At 39.3% G+C, this 25,813-nt stretch carries 24 protein-coding genes; 3 read left to right on the forward strand and 21 right to left on the reverse strand.

Features of this window, described 5'->3' with window-relative positions; translation table 11 throughout:
- The first annotated feature begins 34 nt into the window (after positions 1–34).
- Both mnmE and ACYVQ1_RS03110 read left to right on the forward strand, forming a co-directional pair.
- Positions 35–1,405 carry a tRNA uridine-5-carboxymethylaminomethyl(34) synthesis GTPase MnmE gene (gene mnmE / locus ACYVQ1_RS03105; RefSeq protein WP_461249781.1) on the forward strand — a complete coding sequence of 457 codons (1,371 nt, stop codon included), beginning with the start codon at positions 35–37 and terminating at the stop codon, positions 1,403–1,405.
- Between the two features lie 176 nt (positions 1,406–1,581).
- Positions 1,582–2,490 carry an AraC family transcriptional regulator gene (locus tag ACYVQ1_RS03110; protein ID WP_461249858.1) on the forward strand — a complete coding sequence of 303 codons (909 nt, stop codon included), beginning with the start codon at positions 1,582–1,584 and terminating at the stop codon, positions 2,488–2,490.
- A gap of 35 nt (positions 2,491–2,525) precedes the next feature.
- On the opposite strand, the gene nt5e is transcribed toward ACYVQ1_RS03110, so the two are convergent.
- The 18 genes from nt5e to ACYVQ1_RS03200 form a co-directional block, all read right to left on the reverse strand.
- Entirely contained in the window at positions 2,526–4,772 is a 2,247-nt protein-coding gene (gene nt5e / locus ACYVQ1_RS03115; RefSeq protein ID WP_461249782.1) for a cell surface ecto-5'-nucleotidase Nt5e, read from the reverse strand.
- A gap of 110 nt (positions 4,773–4,882) precedes the next feature.
- Positions 4,883–5,536 carry an amino acid ABC transporter permease gene (locus ACYVQ1_RS03120; protein WP_247916015.1) on the reverse strand — a complete coding sequence of 218 codons (654 nt, stop codon included), beginning with the start codon at positions 5,534–5,536 and terminating at the stop codon, positions 4,883–4,885.
- 58 nt (positions 5,537–5,594) lie between these two features.
- The gene (locus ACYVQ1_RS03125; protein WP_022496381.1) at positions 5,595–6,443 is read right to left on the reverse strand and encodes a transporter substrate-binding domain-containing protein; all 849 of its coding nucleotides are present in this window, start codon (positions 6,441–6,443) and stop codon (positions 5,595–5,597) included.
- Between the two features lie 104 nt (positions 6,444–6,547).
- The gene (locus tag ACYVQ1_RS03130; RefSeq protein WP_461249783.1) at positions 6,548–7,999 is read right to left on the reverse strand and encodes an amidase; all 1,452 of its coding nucleotides are present in this window, start codon (positions 7,997–7,999) and stop codon (positions 6,548–6,550) included.
- A gap of 85 nt (positions 8,000–8,084) precedes the next feature.
- Entirely contained in the window at positions 8,085–8,714 is a 630-nt protein-coding gene (gene pyrE, locus ACYVQ1_RS03135) for an orotate phosphoribosyltransferase (protein ID WP_002885126.1), read from the reverse strand.
- Positions 8,715–8,801: 87 nt separating this feature from the next.
- Positions 8,802–9,497 carry an orotidine-5'-phosphate decarboxylase gene (pyrF, locus tag ACYVQ1_RS03140; protein WP_461249784.1) on the reverse strand — a complete coding sequence of 232 codons (696 nt, stop codon included), beginning with the start codon at positions 9,495–9,497 and terminating at the stop codon, positions 8,802–8,804.
- A 200-nt stretch (positions 9,498–9,697) separates the two neighbouring features.
- Complete coding sequence (gene csm6, locus ACYVQ1_RS03145) at positions 9,698–10,978, reverse strand: type III-A CRISPR-associated CARF protein Csm6 (RefSeq protein ID WP_461249785.1); 1,281 nt, start codon at positions 10,976–10,978, stop codon at positions 9,698–9,700.
- Between the two features lie 14 nt (positions 10,979–10,992).
- Positions 10,993–12,153 carry a type III-A CRISPR-associated CARF protein Csm6 gene (gene csm6 / locus ACYVQ1_RS03150; protein WP_461249786.1) on the reverse strand — a complete coding sequence of 387 codons (1,161 nt, stop codon included), beginning with the start codon at positions 12,151–12,153 and terminating at the stop codon, positions 10,993–10,995.
- Positions 12,150–13,223, reverse strand: a complete 1,074-nt coding sequence (csm5, locus tag ACYVQ1_RS03155; RefSeq protein WP_461249787.1) for a type III-A CRISPR-associated RAMP protein Csm5 — start codon at positions 13,221–13,223, stop codon at positions 12,150–12,152. The genes csm6 (ACYVQ1_RS03150) and csm5 overlap by 4 nt, the downstream gene beginning before the upstream one ends.
- Before the next feature lie 2 nt (positions 13,224–13,225).
- On the reverse strand, positions 13,226–14,125 hold the full coding sequence (gene csm4, locus ACYVQ1_RS03160) for a type III-A CRISPR-associated RAMP protein Csm4 (RefSeq protein ID WP_461249788.1): 900 nt from the start codon (positions 14,123–14,125) through the stop codon (positions 13,226–13,228).
- 1 nt (position 14,126) lies between these two features.
- The gene (gene csm3, locus ACYVQ1_RS03165) at positions 14,127–14,789 is read right to left on the reverse strand and encodes a type III-A CRISPR-associated RAMP protein Csm3 (protein ID WP_461249789.1); all 663 of its coding nucleotides are present in this window, start codon (positions 14,787–14,789) and stop codon (positions 14,127–14,129) included.
- A complete protein-coding gene (gene csm2 / locus ACYVQ1_RS03170; RefSeq protein WP_002890992.1) occupies positions 14,789–15,181 on the reverse strand; it encodes a type III-A CRISPR-associated protein Csm2 in 393 nt (130 codons plus the stop codon). Before csm2 ends, csm3 begins: the two co-directional genes overlap by 1 nt.
- A 3-nt stretch (positions 15,182–15,184) precedes the next feature.
- Positions 15,185–17,461, reverse strand: coding sequence for a type III-A CRISPR-associated protein Cas10/Csm1 (gene cas10, locus ACYVQ1_RS03175; protein ID WP_461249790.1), 2,277 nt, complete (start codon positions 17,459–17,461; stop codon positions 15,185–15,187).
- Positions 17,442–18,173 carry a CRISPR-associated endoribonuclease Cas6 gene (cas6, locus tag ACYVQ1_RS03180; RefSeq protein WP_461249791.1) on the reverse strand — a complete coding sequence of 244 codons (732 nt, stop codon included), beginning with the start codon at positions 18,171–18,173 and terminating at the stop codon, positions 17,442–17,444. The genes cas10 and cas6 overlap by 20 nt, the downstream gene beginning before the upstream one ends.
- 1,943 nt (positions 18,174–20,116) lie before the next feature.
- Positions 20,117–20,446, reverse strand: coding sequence for a CRISPR-associated endonuclease Cas2 (gene cas2, locus ACYVQ1_RS03185; RefSeq protein WP_461249792.1), 330 nt, complete (start codon positions 20,444–20,446; stop codon positions 20,117–20,119).
- Complete coding sequence (cas1, locus tag ACYVQ1_RS03190) at positions 20,446–21,450, reverse strand: CRISPR-associated endonuclease Cas1 (RefSeq protein WP_461249793.1); 1,005 nt, start codon at positions 21,448–21,450, stop codon at positions 20,446–20,448. The genes cas2 and cas1 overlap by 1 nt, the downstream gene beginning before the upstream one ends.
- Before the next feature lie 139 nt (positions 21,451–21,589).
- A complete protein-coding gene (locus tag ACYVQ1_RS03195; protein ID WP_461249794.1) occupies positions 21,590–22,546 on the reverse strand; it encodes a dihydroorotate dehydrogenase in 957 nt (318 codons plus the stop codon).
- A gap of 9 nt (positions 22,547–22,555) precedes the next feature.
- On the reverse strand, positions 22,556–23,329 hold the full coding sequence (locus tag ACYVQ1_RS03200) for a dihydroorotate dehydrogenase electron transfer subunit (RefSeq protein ID WP_461249795.1): 774 nt from the start codon (positions 23,327–23,329) through the stop codon (positions 22,556–22,558).
- On the opposite strand from ACYVQ1_RS03200, the gene ACYVQ1_RS03205 reads away from it, so the two are divergent.
- The gene (locus ACYVQ1_RS03205) at positions 23,328–23,543 is read left to right on the forward strand and encodes a hypothetical protein (RefSeq protein WP_461258404.1); all 216 of its coding nucleotides are present in this window, start codon (positions 23,328–23,330) and stop codon (positions 23,541–23,543) included. The genes ACYVQ1_RS03200 and ACYVQ1_RS03205 overlap by 2 nt on opposite strands.
- Before the next feature lie 125 nt (positions 23,544–23,668).
- On the opposite strand, the gene ACYVQ1_RS03210 is transcribed toward ACYVQ1_RS03205, so the two are convergent.
- From ACYVQ1_RS03210 to ACYVQ1_RS03220, 3 genes are all read right to left on the reverse strand, one after another.
- Positions 23,669–24,217, reverse strand: a complete 549-nt coding sequence (locus ACYVQ1_RS03210; RefSeq protein WP_461249796.1) for a DJ-1 family glyoxalase III — start codon at positions 24,215–24,217, stop codon at positions 23,669–23,671.
- A gap of 134 nt (positions 24,218–24,351) precedes the next feature.
- The gene (locus ACYVQ1_RS03215; protein ID WP_461249797.1) at positions 24,352–25,152 is read right to left on the reverse strand and encodes a TraX family protein; all 801 of its coding nucleotides are present in this window, start codon (positions 25,150–25,152) and stop codon (positions 24,352–24,354) included.
- A 104-nt stretch (positions 25,153–25,256) separates the two neighbouring features.
- Complete coding sequence (locus ACYVQ1_RS03220) at positions 25,257–25,748, reverse strand: hypothetical protein (protein ID WP_461249798.1); 492 nt, start codon at positions 25,746–25,748, stop codon at positions 25,257–25,259.
- Positions 25,749–25,813 lie beyond the last annotated feature (65 nt).

A 25,813-nucleotide genomic window follows, 5' to 3' on the forward strand; every position in this document is an offset into this window, starting at 1 on the left:
AAAACTTATACAGAAAAAATCCAAAGGAAGAACTATGTCAATTACCAAAGAATTTGATACGATTACTGCCATTTCAACGCCCTTAGGTGAAGGTGCTATCGGTATCGTTCGCTTATCTGGAACCGATGCTATCGCCATTGCTAATAAAGTTTTCAAAGGAAGAAATCTAGAAACGGTTGCTTCACATACTATCAATTACGGCCATATTGTCGAAAATGGGGAAACCATTGATGAAGTCATGATAAGTGTTATGCGTGCGCCAAAGACCTTTACGCGTGAGGATGTCGTGGAGATCAACACTCACGGTGGGGTTGCTGTGACTAATGAAATCCTCCAACTCCTTATTCGTTCTGGAGCTCGTATGGCTGAGCCTGGAGAATTTACCAAACGTGCCTTTTTGAATGGTCGTGTGGACTTGACTCAGGCTGAAGCTGTAATGGATTTGATTCGTGCTAAGACTGATAAGGCTATGGCCGTTGCCGTCTCTCAACTTGATGGATCGCTCAAAGATCTCATTAACAACACTCGCCAAGAAATCCTTAACACCTTGGCTCAAGTCGAAGTTAATATTGATTACCCAGAATATGATGATGTTGAAGAAGTTACCACAGCTCTTGTCCGTGAAAAAACGCAAGAGTTCCAAGCACTTTTAGAAAATCTTCTTGCCACTGCTAAACGAGGAAAAATCCTACGAGAAGGCCTTTCAACGGCAATCATTGGTCGTCCAAATGTCGGAAAATCTAGTCTTCTTAACAATCTCCTACGCGAGGAGAAAGCTATCGTAACAGACATTGAAGGTACCACCCGTGATGTCATTGAAGAATACGTTAATATCAAGGGTGTTCCACTTAAGTTAATCGATACCGCTGGTATTCGAGACACAGATGATGTGGTTGAAAAGATTGGTGTTGAGCGTTCTAAGAAAGCTCTCGAAGAGGCTGACCTGGTTCTCCTTGTGCTTAATAGCTCCGAACCGTTAACAGAGCAAGACCGTACATTACTAGAAATCAGTCAAAATAGCAATCGCATCATTCTTCTAAATAAGACAGACCTACCACAAGCAATCCAAATGGAAGAGCTTCCCGAAGATGTCATTCCAATTTCAGTCCTCAAGAATGAAAATATTGACAAAATCGAAGATCGCATCAATCAGCTCTTCTTTGATAATGCTGGCCTAGTGGAGAAAGATGCTACTTATCTCTCAAATGCCCGTCACATTTCACTCATTGAAAAAGCTCTCGAAAGTCTTGAAGCAGTCAATCAAGGTCTTGAATTAGGCATGCCTGTTGACCTCTTACAAGTTGATATGACACGTACCTGGGAAGTTTTAGGAGAAATTACTGGTGACGCCGCCCCAGATGAACTCATTACACAACTCTTTAGTCAGTTCTGTCTAGGAAAATAAACATAACTAAATTTATGTAAAAAGGATGCTTAGTCATCTTTTTATTTTGCATACTTAAATACAGAAATAAAATTATGTAAACTAAAAAACTACCAATACTATAAGACGATTGACTCATGCTTTTTAAGAAAGAAAATGCTATCATGGTATTATTCTATGATTTTGAAAGGTTAATCATGAGTCAAGCAGCTACTGATAATGATTTTAAACATTTGATAGATTTTGATGATAATCTGCTTCCGTTTCGACTGGCGGAAACTTTGGTCGAAAATGGACGCCCTGATATTCTATTTCATTGGCATCCTGAGCTTGAAATACAGTACGTTTATGAGGGGACAGCTCGCTATCATATTGATTATGACTATTTTGACAGTCAGGCTGGAGATATTTTTTTGATATGTCCTAATGAGCTTCATTCGATTCATCCCATAGATAATCAGTCTCATCATACTGATACCCTTCATTTTCATTTGGATATGTTGGGACAGTCTCTGGTGGATCTGCTTAGTCTCCGTTATCTTCAGCCCTTACAGAATTCCACTTTTAAGTTTAAACAATGTCTAAGACCGTCAGACGAGGGTTATACAGAAATTAAAGCTCTTCTTTTTGAGATTTTTAAGATGATTCGTCAGAAAGATCGTCACTATGAACTTCTTCTCAAGTCAAAACTAGAGGAATTAATCTATCTCTTCTACTTCTATCGCTTTGTAGAGCGAAAGACTTCTGATGATCATTATCGTAAGAATGAAAAAATTCGGGAAATTATTGATTACATTAACCAGCATTATGCCGAAAATCTCACTATTGATAAGTTGTCATTGCTTATGGGGTATAGTAAGACTCACTTTATGACGATTTTTAAGCAACAAACTGGTACCTCTTGTATCGAATTTATCATTCAAGCAAGACTTAATGCTGCTTGCGAAGAGCTCCGTAATAGTGTTAAACCAGTTTTGGAAATTGCTACTGATGTTGGTTTTAACAATTTATCCAATTTCAACCGCCAATTTAAACACTACTACGATCAAACACCAAGTCAGTATCGAAAAACACATAGCAACAACAAGAAAACAAAAAAGAGTTAGCCAAATGGTTAACTCTTTTTTTATCTGCAAACTTCTTAGTATTTCTCTTTACCTTTGTGTTTTCCACTAAGTCCAAAGAGAGTTAGCAACATACCAAGTCCAAGGAGTCCAGCGTGTGAGGCCTTATCACCTGTTGTAGGAAGAACTTCAGTTTGAGCAGAAGCTTCTGCCACTTTTTCTGTTTCTTTAAGTGCTTCGTTTCTTGTTGAAACGAAGAATACTTTACCATTAGGTGTCGTTACTACTTTAGATACAACTGGTTTAGTTGTTTTAAGGTCTTCAGAAACGCTAGATGGAGTTACAGGACTCAATGGATTAAGTGTAGGGTCTTCTGCATTTTCTTTTTTGTTCAAGGCAGCAAAATCAGCACTTGAAATAGAAATGGTACGTGAGTTTGGATTGATAACTGCATACTTAGAAAGCTCTGCATGTGTCAAGTAATCCGCAAAGATGGTATCCATTGAAGGACCTTCTTCACGAGGACCTCCCAACATTGTGAAGCCATCACCACCAGCAGCCAAGAAGTCATTCGTTACAAGGTAGTAAGTTTCATTAGTGTTGAGTGGTTTATAGGTGCCAGTTTCTGGATCAAAAATGTCAATTGACAAGATACGTTTTTCTGCTGGAAGTGTTGTGTCATAATAAACACGAGCTCCTGATACTTGAAGGAAACCACCAGATGGTTCAAGAAGAGGTTGACCATTTTCATCTAGAACAGTTTTACCACTTTCGTCAACTTGGAGAATAGAACCAAGAGATTTGACAAACATATCATGGATATTTTGACCTGTCACTTGAATTTGAGCAACTGAGTTACCAAATGGAAGAACGGCAATGATGTCACCTTTAGTGATTGGTTTGTCTTTGGCAATTGTTTCACGAAGACCACCACCGTTTGTTACGGCAAGGTTAGACTTGTGTGTGAAGGCTGATTGTCCGTAATCTAAGAGAGCATCAGCGACAACATTACCAAGGTTAGTTTCGCGAACACGAACATCCATACGGTCACCGCTAAGTTTAACTGGACTATTTTCGATAACTACTTTTGAAGAATCTGCCTTGTACTTAGCTTGGATATCATCAATCATAGCTTTAACTGTTGGGTTAACTTGATAATTCTTCTTAGCTTCGTCTTGTGAAATCACGCCATGTGACAAGACACGGTCAGAATTATAAACGACGCGGCCGACATTGTTAAGGTAGCTACCAGTTTGGTTGTAAGTGACATTATCGCCGTATGTCGCTGTGTGAAGAGTGTGTGAGTGACCGTCAAGGACAAGAACACGTTTTCCTTTCAAAGGTGCATAGTTTGAAAGAGCTTCTGCCAATGTTGATCCACGCCATTCAACTGGAGTTGTTGTATCTATACCCAAGTGACTAAGGACAATATAAGTCTTGTATTCCTTACCTTCAGCACGAGCATTTGATTCCACTTGGTCAACAACAGCTTTAACCTCAGTAATAGGATCGGTGAAAGAGACACCAGTGATATTACGTGGGTGTGTCTTAGTAGCTGTCTCAGGTGTAGTAACACCAATAACAACTACTTCATCTCCATCAACACCAGGTGTTTTGTCAATGATTGTAGATGGTTGGAAAAGACGTACGCCGTCCACATAAACGTTAGATGTGATGATTGGGAAATTGATTTGTTTGCTCAAACGACGCAATTGGTCAAGGCCAAAATCGAACTCATGGTTACCCACTGTCATGGCATCAAAACCAACAGCATTCATGACGCTTGCCATGTCCTCACCCTTAGAGCTGTTTGAGATTGGAAGACCTTGGAATGAGTCCCCAGAGTCAAAGACAAGGGTTGTTCCTTTTGAACGAGAATCATTGACGATACCAGACAAAAGGGCATCACCAATAACTCCGTTACGATCATCTTCAACCATACGACCATGAACATCGTTGGTGTGAAGAACAGTTACAGTGTCGTTGCTGGCACTTGTGCTAGCATTTGTCACGACTTCTGTTGTAGGAGTTGCGGCTGCAGTTGCTGTTTCACTGGCTGTGGCAACTGGTGTCTCGCTTGTTTCAGCTGTTGAAGCAGTAACAACTGATGTTGAACTAGCTACTGGAGCTGCAGACTCGCTTGTTGCAGTTGTTGCTGCAGTAGATGTCGCACTGGTAGTTGTCTCTGTAGCTACCACTTCAGTGCTTGGTGCTGTTACAGATGTATGAGCTTCTACCTCGTCAGCTTGGACAGCATTAGCCAAGATGGCAGTTGAGACGAGTAGGGTTGATAGTGTCGTTGCAACGACTGTTTTCTTCTTCATTCCAAAAGACCTTTCTGATTTTTAAATCGCTTTTATTATACCACATTTATAAGATTAGAATTAAATAAATTACAATGTTTTATTAGATATTCAAACAATTTTTTCAAAAATCAATAGGTAGCTAAACGTTTTTCAAGATAGCCTTCAAGCAGTTCTAAAGTAAAACTCAAAGTCCAGTAAATAAGGGCGATTAGGATATACATAGACATGTAGTCATACTCACGCCCACCGATAATCTTAGCATTTTGGAAAATGTCAGGTACTGTAATCATAGCAGCCAATGAGGAACTCTTAACCATATCAATAATAACATTACCAAGAGGGGCTACTGCTATACGCATAGCCTGAGGTAAGATAATCCGACGGATAATAGACTTCTGAGGAAGACCAAGAGAGCGAGCTGCTTCCCACTGCCCCTTATCTACGGCAACTATGGATGAACGGAAAATCTCTGCCATATAAGCGGCACTAACACAGGAGAAGCCAATAAAGGCACAAAGAAGGGCAGGTAGCTGAACACCAACATAAGGCAAACCAAAGTAAAGAATGAAGAGCACGACCAACATAGGAACCCCACGCATGATGGAAATATAAATGCGGGCTGGATACTTTAACCAAGGCTTTTGAGACATTCGCATAAAGGCAAGGATGATAGCAAAAACACTCCCAACCATAAAGCTTAAAAGCGAGATTCCTAAGGTATAAGGCAGACCTGATAGGACATAAGGAATGCTTTTTAGAATCAGTGAAAAATCAATAATCATAAGTCTTACTTTCTAAACATTTCTTTAGCAAATAAGCGATCCAATTGGATCGCTCATATTATTCAACATCAGAGATATCAATCTCAGTATAGTCAACTTTTGTTTTCTTTGTAACATCTTGACCAGCAAAGAATTTCTCTGAAATCTTGGTAAGGGTACCATCTTTCTTCATGTCTTTGATGGCTTTGTTGACCTTTTCTTGAAGGGTTTTATTCTTCAATGAGAAGGTAAAGCTTGTTGAGTAAGGGTTACTGTAGATACCGTCGTTGATCTTAACTGGGTACTTGTCTTTGATAGCGGCTACTGCCATCTTTTGCAAATAGTAATCGTTGACGATAACGTCTGTACGCCCATTTACCAAGTCTTGCATGTAAACGTCATTGGTAACATTATCATATACGACGAGTTCAGCACCCATTTTTTTGGCAATCTTCATGTACTTTGTACTTGCAGCACCGGCTGCCTTTTTGCCTTTGAGATCCTTCCATGAAGAGATTCCAGAATTATCCGATTCACGAACGACCATTGAAGTGAAGGAATACTTGTATGGTTCAGAACGCAAGAATTTTTTGACGTTCTTGTTGTCGTCTTCGAGTGAGTAGTTAGCGATATCGACTTGCCCACTATTTACAGCAGTAAGCATGCCATCTACACCCATCTCAGTGAATTCAATTTTCAACTTAAGACGTTTTCCAACTTCTTTGAGAATCTCAACGTCATAACCAGTCAAATTATTCTTATCATCGTGATAGGTTTGTGGGTAAAGTGTTCCAGCAGTCGCAACCTTGATGCTACCACGTTTCTCAATCTTTTCCCAGTTCTTCTCACCTGTACTTTGTGACGAGCAGGCAACCAAAAAGACCGCAGCCAAAATTAAGCTAAAAACGGCGAAAAATCTCTTTTTCATCTATGTGTGTCTCCTTGAAAAATTAAGTTAAGTTAAAAACTTATAATCTAAGCCTACACTATTTGAAAGGGTTTCACAAAATATTGAACTGAAAATAATAATGTTTAGCTAAAAAGCGAACCTTCTTCCATTTGTTGGGCCAAGTGTAAGAGGAGGTCTTCTCTTCCCTTGGCGGCTGTCAGTTGAACACCAAGGGACAGCCCTTGCCCATCACGATAGACAGGTAAAGAAATCGATGGTTGTCCCGTCAGGTTAGCTTGTTGGGTGAAAGGAGTCCAATCTAAACTATCCGCAAACATATCCCAAATAAGTTCTTGTTGTTTTGGCCAATCAAACTCAGACATATGCTTGAGTTGGTTCTGTAGGCTTTCAGAGAGGGCAAACTGCCCATGCTTAGGTGCCACATCCGCAACTGTAGGAGTCAGAAGAATATCGTAAGACTCATGAAAATTCGCCAACTGATGGCTATACTGGTCCCACTGAGTTAGGACTTTAGAGTAAACTTTGGCAGGAATCTTTTGCCCAGATTGAAAAATAGCCCAAGTCATTAACTCCATATCTTCAAGCGTCATCTGACGTCCCAAACCAGCCTCTATACCATCAAACATGGCAGCCGTCTCAACACTATTCATGATGTAGTAAGACTGCATAGCTTCAATCCCATTCAAGGGCTGATAGGTGATTTCATGGACATGATGTCCTAGACTTTCTAATGCTCTAGCAGCCTTTTTTATCGCCGCAATAGCAGATTTTGACACCTTACCACCAATAGGAGATACCGTCGAAAAAGCTATCTTCAAAGGTCGAACTGGTTGTCCAAAAGAATCTTTGTCAAGTTTGGGCAAGATAAAGGGACTTTCCATCTGACACGTCTGCATATGATAAAGCAAGCGTTTTGTATCTCGAACAGACTTAGTCAAAGCAAACTGGACAGAGGCTCCCTGCCATCCACGGAACGAAATTGGACCGACTGGAATCCGCCCTCTTGTAGGCTTAAGACCAATAAGTCCGTTAAAGGAAGCTGGAATACGAATAGAGCCACCACCATCACTAGCTGGGGCCAAAGGAGAAATGCCAGAGCTCACAAGAGCAGCCGCACCGCCACTTGAGCCACCAGCATTACGCCTCACATCATCAGGTAGATTGACAGGACCATGAATCTGAGCATCACTGATATTTTTGAAGCCAAACTCAGGAGTGCTAGAACGTCCTAAAATAATAAAGCCCAATTCCTCAAGTTTCTTAACATAATTATCCGTTTCCTTAGCACGATAACTTGTAAATAGTCGAGAACCCGCTGTTGACGGCTCACCAGCTTGCTCCTGACCTAAATCCTTTAGGAAAATTGGGACACCAGCAAAAGGTTTATCTGAAAAGCCTCTAGTTTCTGCTTCTTCTAAAGCTTTCTCGTAACGTTGACTGACGATAGCATTGATTTTAGTATTCGTCCTCTCCGCTTCACTTATAGTATCCTTTACTAGTTCTCGGGGACTGACCGTCTTATTTCGCACGGCCTCAGCCATTGCCGTTGCATCTGACCACTCATTTACTGACATCTTATATTCTCCCTGCTTCTATTATTTCCTAAATTATACTAAAAAAAGCAAAACGCCTGAAACGTTCCGCCTTCAATCATGATATTTAGTCTTGCCAAGTTTCTTGGTTTTCTTTAAATTTTTTCAAGAGTTGAAGTCCGTCTGCTGTGATGTAGCCTTGCACTTTAGCCACTTTGATCAACTCAGTGTAGTTTGAAAGAGTGACCAATTTCACGCCAGCATCAGCGAAGTTTTTCTCAGCTTTTGGCAATTCGTAAGTGAAGATAGCCACAACACCGATAACATCAGCCCCTTCACGCTCTGCAGCTGCTACAGCATCAAGTACTGATCCACCAGTTGAAATCAAGTCTTCAACAACAACCATTTTTTCGCCTTTAACTACACGACCTTCGATTTGGTTACCAGCACCGTGATCTTTTGGTTTGCTACGGATATAGGCAAATGGAAGGTTCATCTTGTCTGCAATAATCGCACCGTGAGGAATACCCGCAGTTGCAGTACCAGCAATCACTTCTACTTCAGGAAATTCTTCCTTAATTTTTTCCACAAAACCATTTTCGATAAGTGTACGAGTTTCTGGGTAAGACAAAGTAATACGGTTGTCTGTGTAGATTGGTGATTTGATTCCTGATGCCCATGTAAATGGTTCTTCAGGTTTAAGGTAAACAGCCTTGATATCAAGCAAGTCAGATGCGATTTGTGTTGCTAATGTCATAATTATTATCCTCCGTAAAGCGTTTTCTACTCTTTATTATAACCTAATTCAATCTATTTTCCTATGAAATAAGGTCTTTTTGAAAATTTATTGACCGATCCATTGAGCCTTGATGTCGTGATAAGCTGCTACTGGATCATCAGCTTGTGTAATTGGACGACCAACAACAATGTAATCTGAACCAATTTGACGCGCATCGGCAGGTGTCATGACACGTTTTTGGTCACCAACCGCTGCTCCCGCTGGACGAATACCAGGTGTCAAACAAACGAAGTCTTCATTTGTTGCTTCTTTGATTTTTGCAACTTCGTGTGCTGAGCAAACAACACCATCAAGACCTGCTTCAGCAGTCTTTTTAGCATAATGAACCACTGATTCTTGAAGTGTCGTTTGGATATTTTGGAAATCACGCATCTGCTCTTCAGAGGTAGAGGTCAACTGAGTTACAGCAATCAAGATTGGACCTTCACCCAAGCCTTCACGCGCAGCCTTCATCATTTCCACACCACCAGCCGCATGCACATTTGTCATATCAACACCAAGGTTAGACAAAACACGCATTGCAGATTTGACAGTATTTGGAATATCGTGAAGCTTAAGGTCAAGGAAAACACTATGTCCAAGATCTTTAACATAGCGAACAATCTCTGGACCAGCCGCATAGTAAAGTTCCATACCAATCTTCACATAGAGCTTTTCATCAGCAGGAAACTTAGCAAGGAATGCCTTCACATCCTCAAAAGTCGGGAAATCAAGGGCAATAACAGGACGATTTTCTCTCATTTCTTATATCCTTTCACACAAAAAACCTCCGCCAGTCAGCGAAGGTTGCACGAAAACAGGGCAGTCCCTACCCTTTAGTGATGCCGTAACATCTCAGTACACCTTTCTCGCCTCTCTGGACTCGATTAAAGGTTCAGTTCAATTTGTTCTATTATAGCGCTTTTATAAGGAAATGTCAAAGGGGGATGACACCCAAATATCTATTCAAGCATCTTTATAAGCTCTTCATTTTGTTTGTCATAATAGTTAAAATAGCTTGAATCAATGTCCAAACAATCAACAAGAAGCAATCGCAAGTTTTCAGAAAGTTGTTTTAGCTTCTTACGACTTAATAATCGCGTATCAATTTCTGACAAACCGTGAGCAACTTTATTTCGTTCACTATTTAAATTTATAATGCCATTAATCGCCGTCTGAAGCTGAGAATCATAGTCATAAAACTCAAGGATATTCAAGTAAGATAATAGATTAAGTGTTGATTGTACTGAAAAAATGCGTTCATCAGTGTCTTCAATACCCCTAGATTTTTTCATTTTCTTATCAATATCATCTAAAATTGCCTCACAATCAGGAAAATTGGGATTAAGTTTTGGCGGATTACCATCAAATACGATTAAGCCCTCATGATCTTTTTTAATAGTTTCTTCGATGACAAATTCAGCTAGTGATTTTGCTTTAATTAAGACATCTGCAATATGCTCACGTTCTTTTAAAACATCAATCATCAAATAGTAATTCAATGCCTTCTTTTGGGAATCATCGAGAGGAAACGATAGGATATCAGAAAGAATCGATTGGTTTTTGAAAACACGAGAAAAATCGCTTATTTTCTTACGAATCTTTTTAATATTAGAAAGTGATTTAGTATCTTCTTTTCGATTGATTATCGCTTCTGCTGCTTGATAATCAAAGGAAGCAATTAAACTTCTAAGATGACGTTTGACTAATGCTTGAGTAAATTTCTCAGATTTATCTTTAATACTTCGGTCAACAAAATCTAGACTATTATCTTGATTTTCAACAATAAGAGCCTCTATCTCAGAGTCTGTCAAATCTTTGTACTCTCTGTTTGCTCCATTTTTGGGAGTAGCAACCTGAATAGCTTGAGTGTTATAGTCATTGATACGGTTAAGGGCAAAGAGAGCAGATTTAATTTGTGGTGTACCCGATGACAAGTTCAATATGATTTCGTCATCGTTATTAGTATACTTTTGAATAATCAGCCCCATAACTTCATACATTTTATCGAAAAGATGGACTTCGTCGTTATTCAAGGTTGTAGAGTCAATTTCAATGATAGGATTATAGCCTTCGATTGAGAGCAAAACCTTATTTATCAAATCTTGTTTGACCATCATTTCTTGACTATATACAAGGACAATCTTGTCAGGTCTATAATTTCTTGCGATATGAAGTAAAGCTGAATCGTGATTATAACTTATAGGATCGGTTGTTCCTACAGCTGAGATTAAAATTTTCAATTTGGATTACCTCTTTAGTTCAACTTAGTTAATAATTTCTTATTCAAATCCTGATAAAAATTAAAATCACTCTGGCTAAAATGGTATTGTTCTCTAACTAGAGTTTTTAAGTTTTTCATAGCTATCCCCAGTTGTTTAACTGCATCTTTATCCAAAGGATTTATGCTGTGAGCTACCATATTTCTAGAGGAATTCATTTTAATAATCGGATCAATTGTTCTCAAAAGTTCAAATTCTCTCTTAGTTTTTAAGAGTTTACTATAATCAAAGATACTTAGATAATCTTTGTTTTTATCTTTACGATAATTCTTGATTAAACCTAGATATCTATTTTCAATATAGTCTTTCAAAATAAATTCCGTTAAGTTTTTAATTCGAATAAAACTTTCACTAACGTTACCTCGTTCTCTTTGCAGCTCAATGGTCAAATAGGCACTAAGAATTTTTTGTTCTTTTTCCTTCAATTTTTTATGCTGTAACCCCTGTGGAACATCTTGTTTTTTTAGACACTCTACAACATCATGTATTTCTTCTCGAACACTTTTTAAATTCGGAAAATCGGATAATTGGTCTAGAATATCTAGTGCCGCCTTATAATCAAACTTCTCGATAAAATCCCGAGCAGTTTTCTTCAAGAGAGCCTGACTAAATTTTTCAGCATTATCTTCAATCGTTCGGTCAATAAAATTGACTTTATTATCTTCATTGACTTCGATGAGTTCATCAATGTCCTCATCATTATCATGACCGATGTTCTCATTTGAAGCATGTTCAGGACTCGAAACTTGTACCGCTTTGACATTGATGCCATTTAAACGGTTAATCACAAATAGAGCAGATTTGATTTGAGGTGTTGCACTAGAAAGATTCAAGATAAATTCATCTTCTTGAGTATAGTATTCTTGCAAAATATCAGAGAAACGTTGAAACATCACATCAAAAATATGAACCTCATTATCACTAATAATGGAATCATGAATTATGAGTTCAGGCTCATAATTAGGAGCAATAGAAAACAAGGCTTTTTCAATATTACCTTGTTTTTTTGCAGTATGTTCTGAAAAAATCAATATAACTTTTTCGGGACGATATTTTCTTGCAATATGAATTAAGGCGCCATCATGAAAATTTCTAAAAGGGTCTGTGTCACCTACAGCTGATATAAGTACTCTCATTTATCAATCTCCTTAATCATGAAATTAGCTTTTCCCATTTCATAAAAGGACTCGTGGTTCTTGATTAATGAATGATTACCAGATGGAATCTTAACTGTTTTAAGAGGTGCTTTTGTGAGCTTAAGAACTCCTTTTTTAACCATTTTAGTTTTCATTCGACTGTATCGTCTTTGTAAAATACCATCAGCCTGCTTAAATAGGGTCTTTGTCCAAGCACCGCTCCCTGCACCTAAATAAATTGGGTATTGTAGATTGGCTTGAATCTTATCATCAGGAAATTCAGATAGGAAAAATGCCTTATAGTCTTTATAAAACGCTTGTGCTCTCTTACCTAATTCTTCAATCAATCTTCCAGCTTCATCAGTGGTTGTTGTAATCTCAAATTCAATTTTTGTTAATGGAGAAATTGATTCTCTATACAAAGGGAGTGGTTTAGCTTTATTTGTTTTCGCTGAATAATCCCATTTCTGCACTAAGATAAGACTCTTATTATCAAAAGGCTTACTATCACTCACACGAATTGCGTTAAACAAATCATCGTATTCTTTTCCCTTTTTTGGTCCCCAAGGGATAAGGTTCTTATTCTCTTTCGGAAATCTTCCAAAGTCATTTACAGCATTTTCATTATTCCATTTAGGGGTAGTATTCATTAAAATGGTACGAATAGCACCTTTTAGTGAACTACCAGGAATGTAGGGATTTCCAAATGCATCTCGAATAAACTTATTAACTTCGTTAATAGCTCCGGCTGAATTAGGATTTCTGTCCGATTCTAAACCTGTTTCAGAGATACTATAACCTCCAAAAGAACGTTCTGCAATTCGGTTATCATTTAAGAAGGAAATAAGACGATTATTACGTGCGTTTGGACGAGTTTGAATTAGAAATGCTTCAAACTTTTCAGCAAGCCTCTTCTCCACCATTTTATTATAGAATTTCCCCATGTCAGGAAAGTAAAACTTCTTATTTTCATAGATAAATTCTCTAGAGGTATATTTCTCTCCATTACCAATATGAATTGGAGCAAGTGTCAGGAGGCTAAATTTAAATGTTCTATAGTCATTTTTCATTTTTATACCTCCAATTTAAAGAAGAGTGGTTTAGCATAATTTAAAACAGCATGAGGGAAATCAAGTGGTCTCACATCAACAATCTGACCTTCAAATGTTTTACTAAAAGTTGAACCAGAAGCAAATTTGTAAAGATCCTGCTTACGATAATTCTCATTGGTAGCATGACTAAATGCAAAACCACTTGATTTAGTTAATAAGTAATGGCCATCTTCCATTGCTTCTTCAAGGTCAGCAACTACAGGAAGTGCTGTCGTAAGTGTCATCACTTTATCGGAATGATTCTTAGTCAGTCTATCTGATAATTCTAGTGGGATATTTTGAATATCTAACTCAAAACGCCCATAACCACTTGAACGCTTTCCACCAAGACCAGAGTACTGAAGACTAGTCATTAACTCATTAAGCAAATCAGATTCGTTTGCGATGACGTAAAGCGACGTATCATTTGAAAATCTGGTTGTAGCAACCTGATAGAGATTGCCATCCTTATGTGGTTGATTTTTTGTCACAGTATCAATGATAGCATGCTCTTCATTTTCAAATAAATCTCCATTGAGGTAATCGTCAACATTTTCTAGAGCAAGAAATTGCAGTTTCTTAGACAATTTAGCTTGACGGCGAACCTCTTTGACATCAACTGATTGGTCAATTTGGTCATGTTTGGGATAACCGATAGGCTTTGGCAAAAAGGGACCAAATTGAAATGGAAAAGCATCTGTGAGCGTGAAATCATCTTGGTTGGCTTCCGCAAGAAATGCATCGAGTTTTCCCATTTTTAGGGCTTCTAGCACTAGGGCTGAGAAGATACGGTCTGCTGAGAATGTTAATTTTGAGCTATCAAGAGTGCCCGAACCAAAATGAGCATTCTGAAAGGTCATAATATACAATTTATAGGTCATATTAGACCTCCGCAGTTAAAAGTTCATTTAATGTTTTAACATCATAATTACCAAATACGGTAGTAGCTTTGAGGTTTTCAAAAGCAACCTTACCGTAACCTCGAGATCCAGAACCACCAAGATAATCAAGTTCAAGCAGTTTTAATCCATCTCGAATCACTTTGAAATCTTCCTCAACTTGATTTTCATTCTCATCTGTAATTTCATAAATCAACTCGAAATCAAAGGTACTGTTACGAATAGCACGTTCAATTTGTCTTGGTGTAGCTTCGGCAGTGATACGGTCAATTGTATTTTCAAATTTTACTTCTGTATAACTTCTTGCACCAAGCGAGTCTAACTCATCAGCGTTTGACAAGAAGGCATCACGAAAAATCAAGCGTCCCATTTTAAATCGTTTATCTTCACTATTCCCAAATAAACGGCTAAGGACATCACTGTCGTCGCTTGGTTTCTCAGCTACCTTTTCATTATAAACCTTGGCAAGAAGAGTTCTCATTTTTCCTTTGAGACTTGAACCAGGAATGATTGGTAGGTTAGTAATAGGATCTTTAATAACAGGTGAATCCATAGCACCAATGGCTGCAAAAGCATTACTAGCCCCAATATGAAGGCCTGTCTCTAAACGAATTTGAGCTGAAAATTTAATCTTAGCGAATGTCATTAATCTTTACCTCCATAAAACTTGAAATAGGCGACTAGTGCTTCCATATATCTACAAAATCTTTGAAGTGTCTCTCTATCTTTAATTTCCTTAAGCGCTTCAAGAATTTGGCCTTTTTCTACCAAATCCTTAACAGGGAAGAATGTCTGTCTATTAACTTTTACAGAGTTTCTTCCAGACTGATAGACAAATTGTACTCTTAAATAGGAAACATCATTTATTAATTCATCAAACTTTCTTTCTTTACTTCTATCATATAAAGAACTACATAAGGATAATAAATTTCTGATTTGTGACGTTGTTAGTAAATAATTCCCTTTATTATCCTTTTCAAGTAATGAAATAGCACGTTCTGCTTTATCAACATAATTCTCATCAGTTAAAATTGCCATGTATTAATCCTTCCTAATTTCATAAACATAGAGAAGCAAAGCTAATTCCGCCTCTTTACGTTCTGATTCACTGTTTGTATACCATTTGAAGAATAATTTCTTGAATTGTTTGAACTTATCTCTTTCTTCTTTGTCTGTTAACTCTTCCAGACGTGTCAAATAGTAAGCTAATCGGGCAACATTCATCTTTTCTTCACTCTCGTAGTTTCGAAGCAATTCAATCAATTTATAAATGAAATTCTTGCCTCGTTCATCTTGGTGATTAAAGAAATAGCGAATCTGCTCTAACTTATCGTCGTAAACATTAGTGATAAACTGATCAAATTTAAAGGTATAGTCGGAACTAAAGAGTGAAATACTATCTTTCTCATTGCCTTTAGCTGCTTCTTCTAACTCCCCTGTTTGATGTGCCATCAAGCTAATAGGGGTCTTATCAGCAAACAGACCGATACCAGCCGAGAGTGTTAGTTTTCCATTTGTCCATTTAATGAAGTTCTGACGGAGTTCAACAGTAAAGGCAATAATATCTTGCCAAGATCCAATAGCAAAAACATCGTCCCCGCCGGCATAGATAATAGAGAGCTTCTTATCACTAGCAAATTGGTTAATATAAACCTTGAAGAAAAGACTCATGCTTCGAGAGAAAGTGGCTGAACGTGATAGGGTACTATACTGCCCATTTCCTTGTTGGGAGAAGCCGGCCATAAAGGCTGCTCCCAAATCATCCACGTCAAGACGTACAACAGCTAGACGTTTAATACCTAACCCATTTTCGTTTTTAGATAAGGCAGCATAATTGTATATTTCATCACACTGGTAATCTCCAACAAAAACATGGGTTGCCTTAACCGTACCAGCTTTATAGTCATTTTTGACATAGACACGGGAAAAATCATCTTGGCTGAGCTCTTCAAATGCAACACCTTTAAGACAGGCGTTCGGTCCAATAGGAAGCCCCTCATTTTCAGTGATAATGAAATGGTCATGGGCAATCTCTTTAGAAAATTGATACAAGCCTCGACAAATGTCACACACTTTTTGGTCATGATAAGAAACTAAATTCTCAACGGAATGACAAATCTCGCACTCTCTTTCAGAAGATTTACCGCCCCTGTTCAACAACATAAGGGTTTGATAATCATACCTTGAAATTTTTTTCTCAGAAATCATGCGACTAGCCTTTTGATAGACCTGTCTATAGCTTTCAGGTGAGTTCAGTTCGCTCATGATATCCTTAGCCGCAAAGCTTCCCCAACCAAAGGCAACATATAATCTGGTTTGGAAATTAGCCAATAAAAATTGATTGAAATCTTTTTCAAATTGAACAAGTGTTTCTACCGTTTTTTCAGTATTGGCTAGGACAAAGTAAGCATGTCCCCCACCGACATAGAGCAAATTAGCCCGGTTAAGGCCTAGTTTATCAAGTAAACTATCTGCGATATACTCGCTCATAAAGTCAAGATACAAAGATCTAGCCTTCAATTGTTTAGCAGCACCACTCGTCGCTATATTGTAGATGAAGTCTTGAATCCCTGATAGGTCAAAGCTAGCTAGGAGAAAAGCTTCTTCCTCATAAAAAGCTGATGCTTTAGTAAACAAGTCCTCCTTATAGTTATGACGACCTTTGTCTTCCAAGTAATCATAGATGGCTAGAGCAAAAGCTGCCGTTAGACGACTATGCTCAGCAAGTGAAATATCAGCAATTTCCTTAGTATTAGTCGAAGAAGGCACAAAAGAGAGGGTTGCTTCGAACAGATTTAACAGAGAATCAATTTGTGCTTGATTAAACTCAAATTCTGCCAATTCATTTTTGATACGAGTCGCAATCGCCGCATAATCACCTTTTGAGAAAGGTTCATAGGTTGCCGACGCAAAGTTAGGTTCAGATTTCAAGTTTAGAACCGTCGGTTTAAAGTAGCGTTTATCCGTTTGAGCCCCAAAAACATTAAAAATATCAGCCTGATTTGTATAGGTATCCCAAATCTTAGCTGATGCTTCCTCATCGCTCTCCTCATTTGACTGTCTTCTGTCGATACCTGATGCGATGTTATCAGCGATATAAGTTATGTAAGCGAGATGGTCATTGCTAAGTTTATCACTCTGGTAGTTAGCCATGTGATATCTAATTTGATCGGAAATAACCTGATTATCAGCAATCTCATCAAACCAATCCGCGCCTATAAGGGCGTGTTTTTTTCGTTCTCCTGTCGCCCTTTGAATGACCTTACCGATATCATGCAAAAGAGCTCCGTAAAATAAATCAATCTTTTCTTTCTTCAAGCTTTATCCCTCCCATACCGAGACTCGTTTTCATGCCAAGACCTGAATATTCACCGAATGTTAGAAGCATTTTGACATAAGCTTTTAGAGTTTGAGCGCCTTGTACTTTAAATGTTAACCTTCCTCTAAAGGCAGGAATTCTTTGCCCGTGCACCCTGAAATAACTGGTCTCCAAGCGATAATTCGTGATAGTGCTGTGTTCAGATAGGTAATCTAAGGTATCCTCTTCAATTTCAGGTTGATTTTCAACCAACCTTCCATACTTTTGCATCAAACTTTGAAAAATCAAACGCATAGACGGGAAGATGACGTAGGAACCTTGAGATTTGAAACCGGTCGGAGTCTCAAAAATGATTGAAAAATAGGGTTGATTGTCCTCACTATTGAAAATCTCTAGCAGTTTATCTGCCCCCAACTCCTGAATCTCAACTTTTTCGACACTGAGTTTAGGCAAGTCGTTTAAGGACACTTCTTTAATCTGTAATAAGGTCATAAAAACCTTATCCTCGAGGTCATCTGTGAGCAAATGTACAACCCACTGCGTGTTTTCTTTCCCTTGGATTACCTTAGTCGCATAGGGATTTGTTTGCTGCTGATGCAGATAATCAACATAGTCACTATCCAACTGCTCCATCAAGAAGCCATGAAATTTAACAGCCAAATCTTGTGCAGGATGGTCGATCCTTTTAAAAGTAAATACTAATTTTTTCATTCGACTCCTTCATCTTTGTATGAAAAAACCCCAAAAGCTGAAAGTACTTTTCACCTCATTGGGGCGCCCTTAATGTGCTTTTAGTCTAACACTTTCTGGAAGCGGTGTCAATACTGTTTTCAAAATTTTCAAAAAAGTCCCCTCTCGAGGTAAATAGGTTTATAGCTCACCTCTACCTGAAGCGGATGAACCGCAACCTTTGAGTTTCCGTCCCCCTTTCAAGGTGAATAGGTTTATATCTGAAGAACGTGAGCTCCCACCATTCGAAGGCGGTGTGATGTTTCCGTCCCCTCTCAAGGTAGATAGGGTTATATCAGTAGATAACGGTTCTACTGATACAGAACCAACTAATTTCCCTCCCCTCGCTAGGGGATAGGCTTATATCCAAGTGAACCTTCAAAACCAAGCGAAAGTAAGGTGTTTCCGTCCCCTCTCAAGGTAAATAGGGTTATATCAATCGAGTGAGGTTATTATGGCGAAGACCAGAAAGGAAGTTACCGTCCCCTCTCGAGGTATATAGGTTTATATCTCGTTGCTGACCGTGATCAAAACGCTGTATTAAACTTGTTTCCGTCCCCTCTCGAGGTATATAGGTTTATATCCAAGAGGCACGTAGACAAGGGTTTGATGGCGGTTTGTTTCCGTCCCCTCTCGAGGTAAATAGGTTTATATCAGTCCTACTGCTACAGAACCCACTAAACCAGTTAAGTTTCCGTTCCCTCTCGAGGTGGATAGGTTTATATCTCAAAGGTGTTGACTACGTTGAAACACGTCTCGCCATTGAGTCTCCGTCCCCTCGCGAGGTATATAGGTTTATATCCGTACTTCACCAAGTACAAGCGAGGCGCCTGCGCCTAGCACTGTACCCTTTCCGTCCCCTTTCGAGGTATATAGGGTTATATCTAATTAAACTCCCATAGTTTAATGGTAAAACACCCGGTGTTTCCGTCCCCTCGCGAGGTAAATAGGGTTATATCAATCGAGTGAGGTTATTATGGCGAAGACCAGAAAGGAAGTTACCGTCCCCTTGCGAGGTGAGTAGGTTTATATCCATATACGCATGTTGGAAACTCGCTTAACTATGTTAGCTTCCGTCCCCTCCCGAGGTTTATAGGTTTATATCAAAAACCTTGTTGTTGAAATGCCAAAATAAGAAAGGAAGCTCCCGTCCCCTCTCGAGGTGAATAGGTGTATATCCTCTATTACGAAACTAACTACATGGAGAACCCAGAAGCGTTTCCGTCCCCTCGCGAGGTAGATAGGTTTATATCTCACGATCTCAAGAAGGAGGCTAAAGCCCACCACGTTTCCGTCCCCTCGCGAGGTAGATAGGTTTATATCTGATCGACACGATCCTCTATACGGAGATAAGATCCGAGGGTTTCCGTCCCCTCTCGAGGTAAATAGGTTTATATCCACACTTGCCGGCTTACTAGGGTACAGTAAGGATGAAAGTTTCCGTCCCCTCTCGAGGTAAATAGGTTTATATCCGGAGCAGTTAGACCTTGTGAATGGCACCACACAGTTTCCGTCCCCTCTCGAGGTAAATAGGTTTATATCTCTATCGCTTCAAGCCAAAGAATCACTTGAACACATGTTTCCGTCCCCTCTCGAGGTAAATAGGTTTATATCCAAAGTTTACAAGGGTGTAGTGGACTACATTCGGTTTCCGTCCCCTCTCGAGGTAAATAGGTTTATATCACAACCTAACTTCATCAGCAACGAGCAACATGACACGTTTCCGTCCCCTCTCGAGGTAAATAGGTTTATATCGCAAGAGGGAAACTGGAACAAAGCACCGTTAAAAGTTTCCGTCCCCTCTCGAGGTAAATAGGTTTATATCCCCATATCTTGTGCTCTAGACAGTTGCTAGAGACACAAGATGTAGGACCTACTGGAAACACTATCTATATTGTACCATATGATTGAAGGCCTATAAAGGCTTAGAAGAAGAGAATGTCATCTAATTTTTCGGCACTATTATAGGGGCTAAAACTAGTCACCTCTTCTTTAGTTGTCACATATACGATTATGCTATCTTCTTCATCGGCCTTATAGAAGCTCTCGATATCCTTAAGGAGAGACTGATAATCATTTCTTGACAGGTCGACCTCGAAACAGGATTTTTGCACCCTCACGCCATAACCCTCAAGTAATTTCGAGAGTTTAAGTCTACGTTTGTTACTTCGAATATCATAAATAATCAGACAAAACATGGTTTTTTGTCTCGCAAACTCACGTTCTTCTTCGCTGAGATTAAAGTAAAGTCCCATTAATGCCCTCCTGTGTAACTTGTCTCATACAGACTAGGGTCAAGTTCTCTAAAAGCCCTAATCAAACTCTTGATTTGCCTATCTGCTGTATAGAGAAAAGAATAGCGTTTTTTGTCTAATTCAATATACTGATGGACTTCTAATATTCTTGAACGTAAAGCCCGTGCAAAGATTTCTCTACCTTCATCCGTGAGTATGAAGTCTTGATTCTTATTTTCAAAATGACTTAAAAGAAGTTTACCATTTCGTATCAACTCCATAAGCGTATTATCGACGATGATAGGTCTCCATTCTTCCATTAAATCACTAGCCAAGGTCGCATGATGCTGATGATGCTTGTGAATTACCCCAAATCCCAAGCTTAGCCCGTTTTTCTTAATGAGCCCCATAAAGCACGAATATAAGATACTATAGCCAAAATTGAGGGCACTGTTAAAACAATCCTCCGCAGGCCGTCTACTCCTACCATTAAAATGAAAATCATCAGGAACCAGTAAATTCAGATAGTAAAAATAGGATTTTGCAAGCCGACCTTCGTAACCCATAATTTCAGTAATAGAATAAGCTTTCTGAATATCATTAACACTATCTTCAAACCTAGAATAATCTAAGGTACCCAGCAGACCGTCCGTATCAAACTCTCTAAGCAAGGCAATTTGATGCCTTACCTTGGTCCTAGCAATACTCCTTGCAACCTCTAAACGGAAATCCTCTTCAAAATAAGCCTTGGCTTGCAACTCTTGCTTTTGAAATTCGTCCTGACTGTGGGATTCAATACTAGAAATAAATTGACCAACATTTGAGAAATAGTAAACATTCACCTTGTTCTTTGATAAAGCTTTGATGAGTTGGGTGGTCAGTTGTGCATTACCAAAAAGTAACACATTATCAACGAGTGAAATGGACACTTCTTTGACAATCTCTTTATTATCATTTTTAATGATAATTCTTTGTTCGGATAAGGACAGGTAATAATTGGACCTTTGAATATATAAATCGCTCATAAGCTACCTCAGGGTATTTTATGGCATATATTATATCACCACAATTCTAATCGTCAATATATTCTAATATTTTGTGTAAAAAAATGAAGCCCTAACGATAGGACTTCGATTTTTATTTATTGTAAAGAGATTTCTTTCCTTATTTCCCCAACAAGTCTGTTCGAACTTCTTTACGTAAGTCTTCGAGTGTTGTGATGCCGTACTTGTCCATGACTTCTGGTAAGCGGTCGATGATTTTAGGGCAGGAATAGGGATCTGTGAAGTTGGCTGTTCCGACACCGATGGCTGAGGCACCAGCGATGAACATTTCGATAGCTGCTTCGGCACTGTCCACGCCACCCATACCGATGATCGGAAGGTCTGATGCTAGAGCAACTTGACGGATGAGTTTAAGGGCTACTGGGAAGACAGCTGGCCCTGACATGCCACCTTGACCGTTGGCAATGATAGGTTTGCGAGTAGCCAAGTCATAGCGTGTACCGACCAAGGTGTTAATCATGGTAAAACCAGTCGCACCGGCATCTTCGACTGCCTTGGCAACACTTGTGATGTCAGCCACGCTTGGTGTCAGTTTGACATAGACGGGCACATCAGAGTGAGAGACACTGGCTTTTACGGCTGCATAGGCAAGCTCTGGAACTTGTCCGATGAGAAGACCATTATTGCCATGGTCCACGTTTGGACAGGAGATATTAAGCTCGATAGCTTTGACGTTACTGGCTTTGGAAATCTTGTGAGAGACTTCCGCATATTCTTCGTTAGAAAATCCAGCTACATTGGCAATGATTGGCAGATCAGGATAATGCTCCTGCAACCAAGGGAGTTTTTCAGACAAGACAGCATCAACACCAGGATTTTGCAGTCCAATGGCATTAAGCATGCCTGATGGTGTCTCAGCCACACGGGGTGTTGGATTACCGAAGCGAGGGTTGGCAGTCGTTGCCTTAATCATGATAGAACCTAGTTTGTCCAAATCATAATACTTAGCGTACTCTTGCCCAAAACCAAAGCAACCTGAGGCTGGGATAATAGGATTTTTCAAGTCGAGCCCTGGAAGGCTAATAGCTAAACGATTTTCTGATTTAGTCTCTGACATGGTAACCTCCTAGACGATGACTTTTCCGGTAGGGAAGACTGGCCCTTCCTCGCAAACACGAAGATTTTTGGCATCTGATTCTCCTTTTACGTGAACCACACAGGCATAGCAAGCACCCATACCACAAGCCATGCGAGCTTCCATGGAAACATAGGCATGAGGATGATTTTCAAACTTGCTATCGACATATTTAAGCATGCCTGGAGCTCCGCAACTGTAAACGGCATCTGGAGTCCAGTCGAAACCATCAATAACCGTCGAAACGTAACCCTTGATACCGTATGAACCGTCATCAGTGGTCACATAAACATCACCACAAGCCTTGAGCTTGTCCTCCAAGATGACGGCATCCTTATTGGCAAAACCAATCACAGACACGACTTCCACACCTTTAGCCTTCAACTGTTTAGCCGTCTCAACCAAAGGTGGCACCCCGATACCTCCACCAACGAGGAGGGCTTTCTGCCCAGCATCGACAACGGAAATATCATAACCATTTCCCTGAGGGCCCATAGTATCAATGGTTTGACCAGCTACCATCTTAGACAGAATGGCTGTCCCCTCACGTTCCACACGATAGACAATGGTTGCCTCTTTCTTGTCGTAGTCAATCTCTGAGATGGAAATCGGACGACGAAGGAGCTTACTTGGGTCTGGCACCTTGAGGTGGACGAACTGCCCAACCTGCATATCCGTAACCATCTCTCCCTTTAGCACCATCTCAAAAATACGAGGTGCAATCTCACGCTGACTTACAATGGTTAAATCTTCAACTAAAATCATGACAACCCTTTCTAAACTGCAAACTGTCATCAAAAAAACCTCGCCACATGGCAAGGTCGCACAAAAAATCACAGGAGAACCCTGTTTTTTCACCTGTCCGACCTTTCAAGCCTCTCTGGACTTATTTAAAGGTTATTTTGTGATTATTATAACCGTTTTCAAGACGGATGTCAAAGGAGAAAAGAAAAAACCAAAGCTTATAAAATTAAGCTAAGGTCTATCCAGCCTATAACTAGGCCCCCTGTTTGATACGTTCTCTATCATCTCATAGGGGAAAATAAAATGTCAACATTCCTAACAAGAGGTGCTAGAGTTCTTGAACAAGAGCCCTAAACAACATTATTTAAACAATCTGTCGTAAACCATAGTATGAGCCAACTGCTGACCATCGCCACCCAACAGATCGACCAAGGCATAAGCAAAGGCTAATGCTGTTCCAGCACCACGGCTAGTGACAATATTGCCATCCACGACAACTAAGTCAGTTTGATGATCACCAGATGCAATTTGTTCCTCTACGCCAGGGAAACATGTGAATTTACGCCCTTCAAGAAGACCAGCACGTTCGAGAACAATTGGTGCAGCACAAATAGCAGCAATATATTTTCCTACTTTAGCAGCCTCTTGAAGAGAGGCAATCAAAGTTTCGTTGTCGCGTAGATTAGTTGATCCAGGCATACCTCCAGGAAGGACCACCAAGTCATAATCCGCAAAATTGCCATCAAAAACGTCATCCATAGCAACTTGAATCCCATGTGAGCCAGTTACTGACGCACTCTCAAGTCCAAGCATGCTACAGTCAAATCCTGCTCGGCGGAAGACATCCACTGGGCTCAAGGCTTCGATTTCTTCAAATCCGTCCGCAAATACTACTGCTACTTTTGTCATGATATACCTCCAATTTACTTATCGCATGATTCTATTACGCCTTAAATTATAGCAGTTTTAGAAGCAGGAAACAAACTATAAAAACGGACTTTGGGCGTAAAAAAAAAGACAGCACAAGGACTGTCTTTGTCATTTTATCTAAACAAACTTGCTAGGATCCACAAGAGGTAAATATGGGTTGGATAGAAAATATAGAAGAAATTCTTGTTACCACTACCACGCTCACCATTATAGAAATACATAGGAATCGCAGCAAAGACCATCATCCACTGCACACCTGTCGGATCAAAGAGATGGGCAATCATTGAAATAACAGCTAAGACAATGATTTGAGCGATGCGATTGGTTCGGAAGATATAGAATAGCAAACCAATAAGAACCATCACAAAGCCACCTTCAACCATGATAATACTTGGAACTAGTGACAAGATAAAGGCAACAATCTGCACAAGGAGTGGATTTGCATGTGGCGTTTCAAATATGCCTGCAAGAATTACAACTGGAATAGATGAAAGAATCGGCAAGAGAAAGACACCAATCCCTTGAATCAACTCCTTGTTCGATTTATCGCGAAGCCCCTTAGCCAACAAATCCCAAGAACATATAAAAATCCCTGTAATAAAGAAGGTTGAGAAGGCATTATTGGTTAAACCGATACTACCATTATGAAAAATACTACCAATGATGGCGTTGCCAATGGTCATAAACCAACTCATGTAAAGCAACCGCCTGAGAAAAGCCATACGATCGTGTGTATAGTGAAAACTATCAGCAGCAAGAAAGAGGAAAATCGGGAAAGCCAGGCGTCCCAACATCGTCAACCATATAGGTGCCCCCATACTCCCGAACATCTGATAGATTTGGTCCAAAAACATAAGTGCAACAGCTAGGTATTTTAAATTAGTCGCATTGCATATCTTTTTTATATCGTTCATTTAATGCTCCTTTAATTTTCAGCATATTAAATGATACCATAACTAAGATATAAATTCAAAATAATGTGGGAAGAAATATCCATAAATTTATTAAAGTTTTATTCTTATAAAATTCCGTTTTCGTAAAGTTCACGTTGAACTGCTTTTTCAATTATTTTGTCTTTGAAAGTGGAAAAATATACTTCAAGACCCTTATCAGTCATTACCGTAAGATATCCTTCTCCGTTCGGGGCCGTCTCATTTCTAATTAGAGCGAGATACCCTTTTCTAACGTTATTTCTCATTGAAATTTTACCCATTTTAAAACTATCTTCTAAAATGTCAAGTATAGATCCAGTAGATTCTAGAAGTTTCTCTTCAATAACGTAAGTCAATAAAGCAGCAAAATCATCAGGTTCCCCTGGATTACCAAAAGGATAAATTTCAATTATTCCAAATGGTGAGGTCTCTTCAGTTGAAATCAAGTTTTTTATTTCTGTCTTAAAGTCGACTGTTGATTCAATTATACTTTTAGTAAGTGGAGTATCGTTTTCATACTCATAGGAGAAATCTTCTGAGTAACTACGGTAGCAAAAGCTATGATATAATTTTGTCAATTTATGTTTTCCTTTCTTAGTTAACAATCTTTTTACTTATTACTTTTTAAAAGCTTTTAGGGTGG

The sequence above is a fragment of the Streptococcus parasalivarius genome, assembly GCF_054785155.1.